Source organism: Streptomyces sp. iso_384, assembly GCF_056172905.1.
Map to the genome: position 1 here is coordinate 5,065,585 of NZ_JBWBTT010000001.1, position 12,373 is coordinate 5,077,957.

General features: G+C 72.3%; 11 protein-coding genes. 2 read left to right on the top strand and 9 right to left on the bottom strand.

What is annotated here, in order from left to right:
* Nucleotides 1–5: 5 nt before the first annotated feature.
* From hydA to AC0VY3_RS22730, 6 genes are all read right to left on the bottom strand, one after another.
* Entirely contained in the window at nucleotides 6–1,406 is a 1,401-nt protein-coding gene (gene hydA, locus AC0VY3_RS22705) for a dihydropyrimidinase (RefSeq protein WP_475550455.1), read from the bottom strand.
* Between the two features lie 97 nt (nucleotides 1,407–1,503).
* On the bottom strand, nucleotides 1,504–2,787 hold the full coding sequence (locus AC0VY3_RS22710) for an aspartate aminotransferase family protein (protein ID WP_103510256.1): 1,284 nt from the start codon (nucleotides 2,785–2,787) through the stop codon (nucleotides 1,504–1,506).
* Nucleotides 2,784–3,626, bottom strand: coding sequence for a nitrilase-related carbon-nitrogen hydrolase (locus AC0VY3_RS22715; protein ID WP_103510257.1), 843 nt, complete (start codon nucleotides 3,624–3,626; stop codon nucleotides 2,784–2,786). Before AC0VY3_RS22715 ends, AC0VY3_RS22710 begins: the two co-directional genes overlap by 4 nt.
* Before the next feature lie 198 nt (nucleotides 3,627–3,824).
* Nucleotides 3,825–5,255: a hypothetical protein gene (locus AC0VY3_RS22720; protein WP_475550456.1), complete on the bottom strand. Its 1,431-nt coding sequence runs from the start codon at nucleotides 5,253–5,255 to the stop codon at nucleotides 3,825–3,827.
* A 173-nt stretch (nucleotides 5,256–5,428) separates the two neighbouring features.
* On the bottom strand, nucleotides 5,429–5,809 hold the full coding sequence (locus tag AC0VY3_RS22725) for a PPOX class F420-dependent oxidoreductase (protein WP_242743138.1): 381 nt from the start codon (nucleotides 5,807–5,809) through the stop codon (nucleotides 5,429–5,431).
* An 87-nt stretch (nucleotides 5,810–5,896) separates the two neighbouring features.
* On the bottom strand, nucleotides 5,897–6,166 hold the full coding sequence (locus tag AC0VY3_RS22730) for a helix-turn-helix domain-containing protein (RefSeq protein WP_018961443.1): 270 nt from the start codon (nucleotides 6,164–6,166) through the stop codon (nucleotides 5,897–5,899).
* Nucleotides 6,167–6,239: 73 nt separating this feature from the next.
* On the opposite strand from AC0VY3_RS22730, the gene map reads away from it, so the two are divergent.
* Nucleotides 6,240–7,007: a type I methionyl aminopeptidase gene (map, locus tag AC0VY3_RS22735; RefSeq protein WP_475550457.1), complete on the top strand. Its 768-nt coding sequence runs from the start codon at nucleotides 6,240–6,242 to the stop codon at nucleotides 7,005–7,007.
* Between the two features lie 107 nt (nucleotides 7,008–7,114).
* On the opposite strand, the gene AC0VY3_RS22740 is transcribed toward map, so the two are convergent.
* Together AC0VY3_RS22740 and ggt are read right to left on the bottom strand one after the other, a co-directional pair.
* Entirely contained in the window at nucleotides 7,115–7,825 is a 711-nt protein-coding gene (locus AC0VY3_RS22740) for a glycoside hydrolase family 75 protein (RefSeq protein ID WP_475550458.1), read from the bottom strand.
* Nucleotides 7,826–7,961: 136 nt separating this feature from the next.
* Entirely contained in the window at nucleotides 7,962–9,779 is a 1,818-nt protein-coding gene (gene ggt / locus AC0VY3_RS22745) for a gamma-glutamyltransferase (protein ID WP_475550459.1), read from the bottom strand.
* Nucleotides 9,780–9,884: 105 nt separating this feature from the next.
* Between ggt and AC0VY3_RS22750 the strand changes: the two genes are divergently transcribed.
* Nucleotides 9,885–10,631 (top strand): hypothetical protein, encoded by a 747-nt coding sequence (locus AC0VY3_RS22750; protein WP_475550460.1) that lies wholly within the window; start codon nucleotides 9,885–9,887, stop codon nucleotides 10,629–10,631.
* A gap of 9 nt (nucleotides 10,632–10,640) precedes the next feature.
* On the opposite strand, the gene murJ is transcribed toward AC0VY3_RS22750, so the two are convergent.
* Nucleotides 10,641–12,293, bottom strand: coding sequence for a murein biosynthesis integral membrane protein MurJ (gene murJ / locus AC0VY3_RS22755; protein ID WP_475550461.1), 1,653 nt, complete (start codon nucleotides 12,291–12,293; stop codon nucleotides 10,641–10,643).
* Nucleotides 12,294–12,373 lie beyond the last annotated feature (80 nt).

The following is a 12,373-nucleotide window of genomic DNA, read 5'->3' on the forward strand; positions in this document are numbered from 1 at the left end:
ATCTCCTAGTCCAGGTACTGGCAGGTGGCGCGGGGGGTGTACATGCCGTGTCCGGCGCGGCCGGTGAACTTCCGTCCGTCGATGACGAGTTCGCCGCGCGAGAGCACGGACTCGACCTGGCCGGTGATGCGTTTGCCCTCGTACGCCGAGTAGTCGACGTTCATGTGGTGCGTCTCGGCGGAGAGGGTCTGTTCGGCGGCCGGGTCGTAGATGACGATGTCGGCGTCGGCCCCCGGGGCGATGGTGCCCTTCTTCGGGTAGAGGCCGAACATCCGGGCCGGGGAGGCGCAGGCGATCTCGATCCAGCGGCGGCGGGTGATGTGGCCGTCCACGACGGCCTGGTGCAGCAGGTCCATGCGGTGTTCGACGCCCGGCATGCCGTTGGGGATCTTGGAAAAGTCGCCGCGGCCCATCTCCTTCTGGCCCGAGAAGCAGAAGGGGCAGTGGTCGGTGGAGACGACCTGGAGTTCGTTGTTCCGCAGGCCCCGCCACAGGGCTTCCTGGTGCTCCTTGGGCCGCAGCGGGGTGGAACAGACGTACTTCGCGCCTTCGAAGTCGGGCTCGGCGAGGTTGTCGGTGGAGAGGAAGAGGTACTGCGGGCAGGTCTCGCCGAAGACCGGGAGGCCCTTGTGGCGGGCGGCGGCGATCTCCGCCACGGCCTCGTCGGCGGAGACGTGGACGACGTAGAGAGGGGATCCGGCGACCCGGGCGAGCTGGACGGCGCGGTGGGTGGCCTCGGCCTCCAGGGCGACCTTGCGGACGTCCCCGTGGTAGCGGGGGTCGGTGTGACCGGCGGCGAGCGCCTGTTCGACCAGGACGTCGATGGCGATGCCGTTCTCGGCGTGCATCATGATCAGCCCGCCGTTGCCGGCGGCCTGCTGCATGGCGCGCAGGATCTGACCGTCGTCGCTGTAGAAGACGCCGGGGTAGGCCATGAACAGCTTGAAGGAGGTGACGCCCTCGGAGACGAGGTGGTCCATCTCCTTGAGCGAGGAGGGGTTCACGTCCGCGAGGATCATGTGGAAGGCGTAGTCGATCGCGCAGTTGCCGTCGGCCTTGGCGTACCAGGCGTCGAGCCCTTCGCGCAGGGAGCGGCCCACGCTCTGGATGGCGAAGTCGACGATGGTGGTGGTGCCGCCCCAGGCGGCGGCCCGGGTGCCGGTCTCGAAGGTGTCGGCGGCGTACGTCCCGCCGAACGGCATCTCCATGTGGGTGTGCCCGTCGACGCCGCCCGGGATGACGTACCTGCCCGTCGCGTCGATCCTCCGGTCGGCGCTCCAGCTCTCGGCGGCATCGGTTCCGTGGGCGGCGAGGGCGACGATCCGGCCGCCCTCGACGAGCACATCGGCGTGGATCTCGTCGGACGCGGTGATGACCAGACCACCGTGGATGACGGTACGGCTCATGGGTACCTCCTCAACTCGGGTCGGCTCACCGGCCCTTGGACGTAGGGCCGGTCGGCCCCGTGCGGTTCGAATACGTACGGGGTCCGCCGGGCGCGGGTCAGCCCGCCGCGTGCAGGGCGTCCGCGAGGATCGCCGCGCCCTCCTCGGCCTCGGCGACGGTCAGGGTGAGCGGCGGGGCGATGCGGAGCACGCTGGTGTCGTGGCCGCCGCCCTTGCCGATGAGCAGCCCGCCGGCGCGGGCCGCTTCGAGGACGGCCGCGGCGGCGTCCGGGTCGGCCTCGTCGGTGCCGGGTTTCACCAACTCGATGCCGATCATCAGACCCCGGCCGCGCACCTCGCGTACGGCGGGCGAACCGGCGGCGACGGAGCGCAGCCGTTCGATGAGGAGCCCGCCGACGCGCCGCGCGTTGCCCTGGAGGTCGTGCTCCAGGACGTAGGAGAGGTTGGCGAGCGAAGCGGCCATGGTGATCGGCGAACCGCCGAACGTGGAGATGGAGTTGGCGTCGAGGCAGTTCATCACCTCGGCGCGGGCCACCACCCCGCCGACCGACATGCCGTTGCCGATGCCCTTGGCGAAGGTGAGGATGTCCGGCGGCCCGTTCCCGGCGTGCGCCTGCCAGCCCCAGAAGTGCTCGCCGGTACGGCCCCAGCCGGTCTGTACCTCGTCCGAGATCCACAGCACCCCGTGCCGGTCCAGGACCTCCCGGAACGCGGCGAACAGCCCGTCGGGCGGGGAGGTGAAGCCGCCGACGCCCTGGATGGGTTCGGCGATCAGGGCCGCGGGGTTGCGCGTGTGTCCGAGGAGGTCCTCCAGGTCGGCGACGCATGCCCGGATGAACGCCTCGTCGCTCAGCTCGGCGTACGGGCCCCGGGTGCGGACGCCGCCATGGACGTACAGGGTCTGGAGCGGCGACAGACTCGTGGGCGACCAGGCCTGGTTGCCGGTGATCGAGACCGTCGAGAAGGACCGGCCGTGGTAGCTGTTGCGCATCGCGAGGATCTGGTTGGACCTGCGGTACGCGGTGGCGAGCAGCAGCGCGGTGTCGTTGGCCTCGGTGCCGGAGGTGGTGAAGAATACCCGGGCGTCCGGGATGCCGGAGAGGATGGCGATCCGCTCGGCCATCTCCACCATGGGGCGGTTGAGGTAGAGGGTGGAGGAGTGGATGATCCGCCCGGCCTGTTCGGCGACGGCCTTGGTGACCTCGGGCAGCGCGTGGGCGGTCATCGTGGTGAGGATGCCGCCGAAGAAGTCCAGGTAGCGGTTGCCGTCCGCGTCCCAGACGTGCCGGCCCTCGCCGTGGGTGAGTTCGATGGGGTGGCGGTAGTAGAGGGCCAGCCACTCGGGGCTGACGGCGAGATGGCGCTCGTACAGTCCGGTCACGGCTCCACCAGCCCGTCGTACGCGTCGGGCCGTCGGTCCCGGTAGAACGCCCACTGCTGCCGGACCTCTTCGATCAGGTCGAAGTCCAGGTCCCGGACGACGAGTTCCTCCTCCTTGTCGCTGGCGACCTCCCCGACGAACTGGCCGCGCGGGTCGACGAAGTAGCTGGTGCCGTAGAAGTCGTTGTCGCCGTACTCCTCGCGGCCGACCCGGTTGATCGCGGCGACGAAGTACTCGTTGGCGACGGCGGAGGCCGGCTGTTCCAGCTGCCAGAGGTGACTGGAGAGCCCACGGGAGGTGGCCGACGGGTTGTACACCAACTGAGCTCCTCCCAGGCCGAGTTGGCGCCACCCCTCGGGGAAGTGCCGGTCGTAGCAGATGTACACGCCGACCTTGCCGACGGCGGTGTCGAAGACCGGCCAGCCGGCGTTGCCGGGCTTGAAGTAGTACTTTTCCCAGAACCCCTTGACCTGCGGGATGTGGTGCTTGCGGTACTTGCCGAGGTAGGAGCCGTCGGCGTCGATCACGGCCGCGGTGTTGTAGTAGAAGCCGGACTGCTCGATCTCGAAGACCGGGACGACGATCACCATGCCGGTCTCGCGGGCCAGGTCCTGCATCCGCTTCACGGTCGGCCCGTCGGGGACCGGCTCGGCCCAGCGGTAGTGCTCGGGCTCCTGGACCTGGCAGAAGTAGGGGGCGTTGAACACCTCCTGGAAGCCGATGATCTTCGCCCCCTGCCGGGCGGCCTCGCGCGCGTGTTCCTCGTGCTTGGCAATCATGGATTCGGTGTCGCCGGTCCAGGTCGCCTGGACGAGTGCGGCGCGTACGACGTGGGACATGAGCTGCTCCTTCGACGCGGCGTCAGAGAGCCTGCACGCGTTCTCTACGCACGTAGATCGGTGCATGGATGGAGAACGTAAGCCCCTCCGTCCGGCGGGGCAAGACCATCGCCGTGAACCGGCTGAGTCGATCATGTTTCGCACCCGAGCGGTCCACATCGGACACCGTACCGATCCGGCGGCGCCGCACGCGGGAGCTCAGACCCCCGGCACGCCCGCCACCCGCAGCGCGTGCACCAGGTCCCACTCCTGCTCGACGGAGACCTCCCGGGCCGCCGCCAGCAGGAGCGGCAGCAGCCGGCTGCCGGTTCCGGCCAGCGCGGCGGACTCCTGCGGTGTGCGTACGCGGACGAAGGCGCCGAGCAGGTCCCGCGCCTCCCGTTCCCGGCCGGCGTCGTCCAGGGCGAGCACGGACGCGGCGACTTCGGCGGCGGGCCGGGCCACGCCCTGGCGCAGCAGCAGCCCGCAGTCCGCCTCGCGCCCGGCGGCGGCCAGCGCGCCGGCGGCCGCGGCGAACCCGGCGGGCGGCAGCGAGGACACCTCCCAGAGCAGGGTCGTCCAGTCGGCGGCCAGCCCGGCGCGGTACAGGGCGACCGCGAGCACCGGCAGCCGGGGCGCGGGCCAGGCCGCGACCTCGCAGAGCACCACGTGCGCCTCACCGCTGCGGCCCTCGGCGCGCAGCCGGACCAGCTGGGCCACGGCCCCGGCGACGGCATGCCCGACGGCCGGATCCGGCAGGGCGTCCGGCGCACGGTCCCGCCCGGCCCCGCCCCGGCCCCCGCGCCCCTCCCGGCTCTCCTCCCCCGCGCCGCCGAAGCGGGCGCCGCGCGGGGCGGGCGCGCCCGAGCGCGCGGGGGCGGGCGGACCGGGCAGCGGCAACGGGGCGTAGCCGGTCTCCTCCTCGTCGACCTCCAGTCCGGCGAACCGGGCGCCCCGCGGCTTCTTCCGCCGGGGCGCCGGGGCGGCCTGGGCGGCTTGAGCAGCGGGTTCGGTCGACAGGCCGGGAGCGGGCGCGCCCTGGGCGGAGGCGCCCGGGGGTCCGGCCGCCAGGTCCCGGACCTCGGCGCGCGGCTGCGGAACCAGGCCCGTCGCGGCCGTCCCGGCGGGCGGCTCCTCGGGGTGCTCCGCCCGGAACCAGCCCTCGGGCACCGTCACCGCCGCCAGCCGCTTGCGCAGTTCCGCGCACCGCGCGGTGGCCCGTTCATGGTCGTCGCGGGCCCAGGCCAGCGCCTCCGGGCCGGTGGGGTCCGGGTCGCCGGGTCCGGCGCCGCGCAGCCGTTCCGCCGCCCGGTGCTGCTCGCGGACCATCAACTCCAGCCGGTGGACCAGCTCCTGGCGTCCGCCGGGCCGCCGGTCGTGGGTGGCGGCGGACGCGGAGTAGAGCGCCGCGGCCCGCACCGAGACCTGCTCGGCGAACCGGGCGCCGTGGAGTGCGGCGAGGTCCGCGAGCAGCGACTCCACCACGTCCCAGGGCGGGATCTCGGCTCCGTCGAGGCAGGACCGCATACCGGCCGGATCGCGCCGGCTGAAGACCCCGTACCAACCGCGTCCGGGGTCCAGCCGGGCCACCAGGTCCCGCAGGTACTCCGCGAACGCCCCTACTTCGTCAGCCTGTTGATGCACCGTCATCGTCGCCCTCGCCGACTGTCGACTGGAGCCTTCCAGTCCGGAGGCATTCGACCGCAGACGTGTTACGGGACGGCTACGCGCAGCTTTCGGGCACGCTGCGGCGGGAGCACGGCGCCCGGCCGCGCGCCCCGCGCGCACTCCACTCGTTCCGGTGGCGGTGACCGCGACCGGGCTCAGAAGGTGACAGCGATCCCGGTGTGCGGGCGCTTGCCGAGCCGGGCGATCGTCGCCGGCCAGTCGACGAGCCAGAACTTCCAGGTGTACTTGCGAGCCAGCAGCTTGCGCGCCGCGCGGGTGCCGTCCTCGTCGAGGAGCGTCGCCGTGCCCTCAGCGCTGGGGGCTCCGTCGGCGATCCTGCCGCGCACGTCGCAGACGGTGACGACGACCTTGCCGTTGTTGCGCAGCCGCTTGACCTTCCACGAGTCGGAGCGGGTCCAGATGTACAGCACATCGCCCTCGGCGGCGGCCCAGACGGGCGTGGCGACGGCTGTGCCGTTCTTCCGGTACGTGGTCAGGCTGACGTATTCGCTGCGCGCGAAGTCCTGGAGAGTCACGGCGCGACCCTACGCGCCCCGGTGGGCGTCCTGCGGGTCGGGGCCGTCCGCACGGGTGAGGGCCTCCCGGGCGACGAACAGATCCGCTTACGCGATCAGCGGCACCGCGGCCGGTTCCGGCGCGCAGCGGCCGAGGATCTCGTCCATGGAGAGGCCCAGCGCACCGGCGAGGGCGGCCACGGTGAAGAAGGCGGGCGTGGGGGCGCGGCCGGTCTCGATCTTCCGGAGGGTCTCCGCGGAGATTCCGGCGCTCGCCGCGACGGCGGCCATGCTGCGCTCCCCGCGCGCCGCACGGAGCAATGCGCCGAGCCGTTCGCCGCGCAGGCGCTCTTCGGGTGTCAGAGGGGTGCGGACCATGGGCCCATCGTACTACGGAATGCCATTTCTATACCGTCATTACTATACCGCTTCGACCGGTATAGTAATGGGCATGGTGCACATCAAGACGGACACACAGCTCGAAGCGATGCGCGAGGCCGGACGGGTCGTCGCGCAGATCCTGACCCGGGCGCGGGAGGTGGCGGCGGTCGGCGTGACCCCCCGCCAACTGGACGAGGCGGCCCGCGAGGTGCTGAGCAAGGCCGGAGCCTCCTCGCCCTTCCTGAACTACAAGCCGCACTTCGCGCCCACCCCCTTCCCGGCCGTCGTCTGCGTCTCGGTCAACGACGCGATCGTGCACGGCATCCCCTCGGCCGAGCCCCTGCGCGACGGTGACCTGGTCAGCGTGGACGCGGGCGCGCTCCTCGACGGCTGGGCCGGTGACTCGGCGATCAGCTTCACCGTGGGCGAGGCCCGCCCCGCCGACACCCGCCTCATCGCCACCGCGAACCGGGCCCTGGATTCCGGGATCGCCGCGGCCGTCGCGGGCAACCGGATCGGGGACATCGCGCACGCGATCGGCACGGTCTGCCGCGAGGCGGGCTACGGGATCATGGAGGGCTACGGCGGGCACGGCATCGGCCGGACCATGCACGAGGACCCGTCCGTGCCGAACGAGGGACGCCCCGGGCGCGGTATGCCGCTGCGGCACGGCATGGTCCTGGCGATCGAGCCCATGCTCATCGCCGGCGGCGGCGACGAGTTCCGCCACGACACGGACGGCTGGACGCTGCGGACGACCGACGGCAGCCGGGCCTCGCACGCCGAGCACACGGTGGCGATCACGAACGACGGCCCGCGCATCCTGACCGCGCTCTGAACACGCCGTACGGCACGACTCGCGCCGTACGGCCGGTCCGCTCGGACCATAGGACCTGTCGTCGAACTGCCGCCTGCCGGGCAACGACGGCAGTTCGACGACAGGCCCTAAGGCCGTCCGACGAACTCCCTGGCCAGTGCCGCTCCCCGGCTCTGCGCCCGTGCTCGGCTCTCGATCGGGGAGACGCGGGAGTTCTTGAACGCGATGTACGTGACGCCGGACGCCGCGCCTCCGGTCGAGGGGTCGGGGTCGATGCCCAGCGCCTTCGCCATGGCGTACGACGCCTCGCCGATGATGTTCGTGGGGCCGGTGTCGCCGATCACGCCGTAACGCACCCGGTCGCGGTACACGACGGCCACCACGCTGCCGCCGGTGAGCCCCGACTTCCGGTAGTCCCACACCTTGCTCGGGCCCGGTACCACCACATAGGGGAGCGCGGCCGAGTCCAGCGGTTCGCCGCGGGAGCTCTGGAACGCGGTCTCCGGCAGGAAGTACGGATCGGTCTTCCTGTTGCAGGCCTTCGTCTTCCGGCCGTCGCAGTCGATGTCCATGTCCGCCTTCCAGAAGACGGCGTCCTCGGTGCCGCAGACGAGGACCGTGGCCTTCGCGCTGCCGCTGTCCGTGCGGTACTTGCCCTTCGAGATCCGGGCGCAGGCGCGGACCTCGGCCAGCAGTTCGGCGGCGGTCGCCGCGGTGGCCGCTTCCGGCTCCTGGCCGGGGGCGGGTCCGGGGCCGGTGGCGGAGGCGGGCAGGGCCGCCGCTCCGAGGAGCGCGGCGCCACAGGCGGCGGATGTCAGGGCGAGCATGCGGGTGCGCATCGTGCGGAAGAACCCTTCCCTCGGACCTGGGGACGCCCGTACGGGTTCCCTTGGCGGTGCGCCAAGGCCGCGGGGCCGGTACCGCGCGCTGTGTCGCGTGATACCGGCCCCGCCGCCCCTGCTTCGTCCGGCCGGCTCAGTGACCGCCGCCCGGATGCACCACCATGGCCGAGCCGCCGCCCCGGCGCACCTTTTCCGCCGCCGCCAGCCAGCGGCCGTCGGGCAGCCGCTGCACTCCGGTGGCGGCTCCGATCTCCGGGTTCTGCTTGAAGGCGTGGCCGAGCTTCTCCAGCTCCGCGCGGACCGGGCTGTTCCACAGGCCGGGCTCGATCTCCGTCGTCGGCGCGTTGCGCTGGCTGGCGCGCGGCGCGGCGATGGCGTCGACCAGCGGGAGCCCCCGGTCCAGGTGTCCGGTGAGCGACTGGAGGACGGTGGTGATGATCGTGGCCCCGCCCGGTGAGCCGAGCGCGAGCACCGGCTTGCCGTGCTTCAGCACGATGGTCGGCGAGATCGACGAGCGCGGGCGCTTGCCCGGGCCCGGCAGATTCGGGTCGTGGACCGCCGGGTCGGCGGGGGCGAAGGAGAAGTCGGTCAGTTCGTTGTTGAGCAGGAAGCCGCGCCCTGGCACGGTGATGGCGCTGCCGCCGGTGGACTCGATCGTCAGGGTGTAGGCGACGACGTTGCCCCACTTGTCGGCCGCGGTGAGGTGCGTGGTGTTCTCGCCCTCGAACGTGGTGGGCGCGGCGGTGCCGCCACTGCCGCACCGCTCGGGGCTGCGCGGGTCGCCCGGCGGCAGCGGGCTGGTCAGCGCCTTGTCGTCGCGGATCAGGCACTCGCGCGCGTCCGCGAACCGCTGGCTCAGCAGTTCCTTCGTGGGCACGTCCTCGAACGCCGGGTCGCCGACCCAGCGGCCCCGGTCGGCGAACGCGATCCGGCTCGCCTCGATGAGCCGGTGCAGATACTGGGTCCGGTCGGCCCGGGAGAGGTCGGTGGACTCCAGGATGTTGAGGGCCTCGCCGACGCTGGTGCCGCCGGACGAGGAGGGGGCCATACCGTAGACGTCCAGGCCCCGGTAGTTCACCTTGGTCGGGTCCTGGCGCAGGGTCCGGTAGGAGGCCAGGTCCTTGCGGGTCAGGTCGCCGGGGCGGACGACCCGGGCGGCGTCCGGGTCGACGGGCGGCTTGCGTACGGTACGCACGATGTCGTCGGCCAACTCGCCCCGGTACAGCTCGCCGACGCCCTTGCGGCCGAGCTTCTCGTACGTACGGGCCAGGTCCGGGTTCTTGAACAACGATCCGACGACGGGGAGTTCGCCGCCCGGCAGAAACAGCTTCGACGAGGCGGGGAAGTCGGCGAACCGGGCCTGGTTGGCGGCGGTCTGCGAGCGGAAGGTGTCGTCCACGACGAAGCCGTCCCGGGCCAGGCGTTCGGCCGGTTTCAGCAGCGCACGGAGGGACTTGGAGCCCCACGCGTCCAACGCCCGCTCCCAGGTGGCCGGGGTGCCGGGTGTGCCCACACCGAGACCGCTGGTCACACCCTCCTCGAAGGGGATCGGCTTGCCGTTCTCCAGGAAGAGGGAGGAGTCCGCGCTGCGCGGGGCGGTCTCGCGGCCGTCGATGGTCCGCACCTGGCGGGTCTTCGCGTCGTAGTGGACGAAGTAGCCTCCGCCGCCGATGCCCGCCGAGTACGGTTCCGTCACGCCGAGCGCGGCCGCGGTGGCCACGGCCGCGTCCACCGCGTTGCCGCCCCTGCGCAGCACCTCGATCCCGGCGGCCGACGCGTCCGGGTCGACGCTCGCCACCGCTCCCCCATGGCCCACCGCCACCGGGGACTTGGGCGGCGCGGGCCTCGGCGCGGTGGACCCCGCGGAGGCCGCCGGGGCGGCGGCTCCGACCGAGGCGACCACGGCGAGGACGGCCAACAGCGACGTGTTCCGACCGACGGAACGGCGCATACGTACCTCCAGTCAACGGATCTCCGCCGCAGGGTAGCCGCGGTGGACCCGGATCGTCAGGACCGCCTCGAACGGCTACCCGAATGACCGATACCATGCGCGGCCATGACCGACGACGTACGCAACATCGTGCTGGGCGTGATAGCCGCCGGCATCAGCGCCTCGCTGGGCTGGCTGGCCCGGACCTATCTCTGGCGGCGCAAGCTCCGCCGCAAGCAGGTCTTCTTCGGACTGCCGGCGAACTCCGCATGCCTGCTGGTGGTGAACCGGTACGCGGGCGCCGACGGGTCCGTGCACCGCTACGACGCCTTCGCGCTGCTCGAACTCTCCGCGCTGATCAAGGACTGCGCGGCGCACGCGCAGATCGTCACGCACGACACGGCCCAGCAGGGGTTCGGGGAGCGTACGGAATTCTGCGTCGGCGGCCCGATGTCCAATCAGCGGATGGCGGCCCACCTGCGGACCCTGCTGCCCGGCGTGCGGATCAACGTCGAGCAGGATCCGGGCCCGGACCGGGTGGCGTTCCAGGTCGGCTCGGAACGCTACCGGCTGGAGCCCGGCACCTCCGAATACGTTCTGCTCGCCCGACTGACGGGTGGCCAGGAGGCACGCCCGGTCTTCCTGTTCTGCGGCCAGCGGGCCATCACCAACCAGGCGGCGACCCGTTATGTGGCGCGGAACCACGAGAAGCTGATCCGCAAGCACGGCAACAAGTCGTTCTGTCTGCTGCTGAAGGTCGTCAACTCCCAGGCGTACGGCCCCGACGTGGTCGAGCTCGTCGGCGATGTGACCCGCGAGGCGCAGGCCCCGGCGCCCACCGCCACGCCAGCCTCGCACCGGGCGGGCAGCTGACCGGGCCCGCTATCGGCGGCGCAGCCGTGCCCGGCCGGCCGCGACCGTCGTGGTGATCTCGCCGATCCCGAACGGCCGGGCCAGCAGCACCACGACGAGCAGCAGCACGAGGGTTCCGGCAGCGGCGGCGGCCACGTCCCCGGCACCCTCCGCCGCGCGGGCCGCGCCGTACGCCAGCGCACCGGCGGGCAGACAGGCGGCGATCAGGCGGGCGTGCGCGCCGAGGGTCGGCGACCGCAGCAGGGACGCGGCCCCGGTCCCCGAGAGCCGCCTCGACAGGACGTATCCGGTGACGGCGAACCCGGCGAAGAAGGCCACCGTGCTCGCCCCCGCCATCCCGGTCACCGCCCAGCGCGCCGGCAGCAGCAGATACGCGACGACCGAGAGGCCCGCCTGCACGGCGGCGATCACCAGATTGAGAAGAAACGGGGTGCGGGTGTCGCTCATCGCGTAGAAGCCGCGCGAGAGGACGTACTGCCCGGAGAAGGCGAGCAGCCCGGGGGCGAAAGCCGCCAGCATCCCGGCCATCACCGTGACGCCGGCGTCGGTGGCACGCCCGTACCCGAAGACCGAGCCGATCACCCAGGGCGCCAGCACCAGCAGGGCGGTGGCGGCGGGAACCACCACGGCGGCGCTGGTGCGCAGGGCGTACGCGACGTCGCGCCGCAGCCCGGCGAGGTCGCCGTCGGCGGCGGCCCGGCTCATCCGGGGCATCAGCGCGGTGACCAGGGAGACGGTGATGATGCCCTGCGGAACGACCCAGAGCTGATAGGCGTAGCTGTACGCGGTGTAGCCCGCGCCGCCCGCCACGCCCTGCTCGACGGCGTGGAGCCCGGAGGCGGTGGAGAGCCGGGTGACGACCCAGTACGCCAGTTGGTTGGTGAGGACCAGCAGCACCAGCCAGCCGGCCGCGCGCATGGGCCGGGTCAGTCCGCTGCCGCGCCAGTCGAACCGGGGCCGCCAGCGGAACTTCGCGGCGCGCAGGGCGGGTATCAGGGCGAGGGTCTGGGCGGCTGTCCCGGCGGTGGTGCCCCAGCCGAGGAGGTGGGCGTGTGCCGTGGAGAGGGTGCCGTCGGAGTCGGCGGCGATGCCGATGTAGAGCCCGAACACCCCGATGATCACGATGTTGTTGAGGACCGGGGTCCACATCATCGCGCCGAATCTGCCGCGGGCGTTGAGGACCTGGCCCAGCAGGGTGAAGAGCCCGTGGAAGAGGATCTGCGGCAGGCAGTAGCGGGCGAGGGCGACGGTCAGTTCGGCCTGGCGGTCGTCGTAGTCGGTGTACAGCCCGACGATGAGGGGCGCGGCCGCGACGGCGAGCGCGGTGAGCGCGAGGAGGCAAGCGGTGCACAGGGTGAGCAGCCGGTCGGTGTACGCCGCTCCCCCGTCGGCGTGCTCCTTGGCGGCCCGGACCAGTTCGGGGACGAAGACCGCGTTGAGCGCGCCGCCGATGAGCAGGATGTAGAGGATGTTGGGCACGGTGTTGGCGACCGTGTAGCCGTCCGCGGTCAGGCCGGTGCCGAGTGCCGCGACGACGACGGCCGAGCGCACGAAGCCGGTGGCGCGCGAGACGACGGAGCCGGCGGCCATCACGGCCCCGCTGCGCAGCACCGAGGCCGCCTTGGCCGAAGGCCCGGTGGTGCTGTCGACGGTCGCGCTCACTGATGGTCTCCCGTGTTCCGAGGTGTCGGCCGACGGTGGAGCGTACTCCGGACCGGGGAGGCGCCTTGACCTCAGGGTTT

What these genes read in the sequence shown, in the direction of transcription:
- AC0VY3_RS22730 (WP_018961443.1), bottom strand. Translation starts at nt 6,166, where the DNA reads ATGGTCCGCACCCCTCTGACACCCGAAGAGCGCCTGCGCGGCGAACGG.
- AC0VY3_RS22750 (WP_475550460.1), top strand. Translation starts at nt 9,885, where the DNA reads ATGACCGACGACGTACGCAACATCGTGCTGGGCGTGATAGCCGCCGGC.
- hydA (WP_475550455.1), bottom strand. Translation starts at nt 1,406, where the DNA reads ATGAGCCGTACCGTCATCCACGGTGGTCTGGTCATCACCGCGTCCGAC.
- AC0VY3_RS22720 (WP_475550456.1), bottom strand. Translation starts at nt 5,255, where the DNA reads ATGACGGTGCATCAACAGGCTGACGAAGTAGGGGCGTTCGCGGAGTAC.
- map (WP_475550457.1), top strand. Translation starts at nt 6,240, where the DNA reads ATGGTGCACATCAAGACGGACACACAGCTCGAAGCGATGCGCGAGGCC.
- ggt (WP_475550459.1), bottom strand. Translation starts at nt 9,779, where the DNA reads ATGCGCCGTTCCGTCGGTCGGAACACGTCGCTGTTGGCCGTCCTCGCC.
- AC0VY3_RS22740 (WP_475550458.1), bottom strand. Translation starts at nt 7,825, where the DNA reads ATGCGCACCCGCATGCTCGCCCTGACATCCGCCGCCTGTGGCGCCGCG.
- AC0VY3_RS22715 (WP_103510257.1), bottom strand. Translation starts at nt 3,626, where the DNA reads ATGTCCCACGTCGTACGCGCCGCACTCGTCCAGGCGACCTGGACCGGC.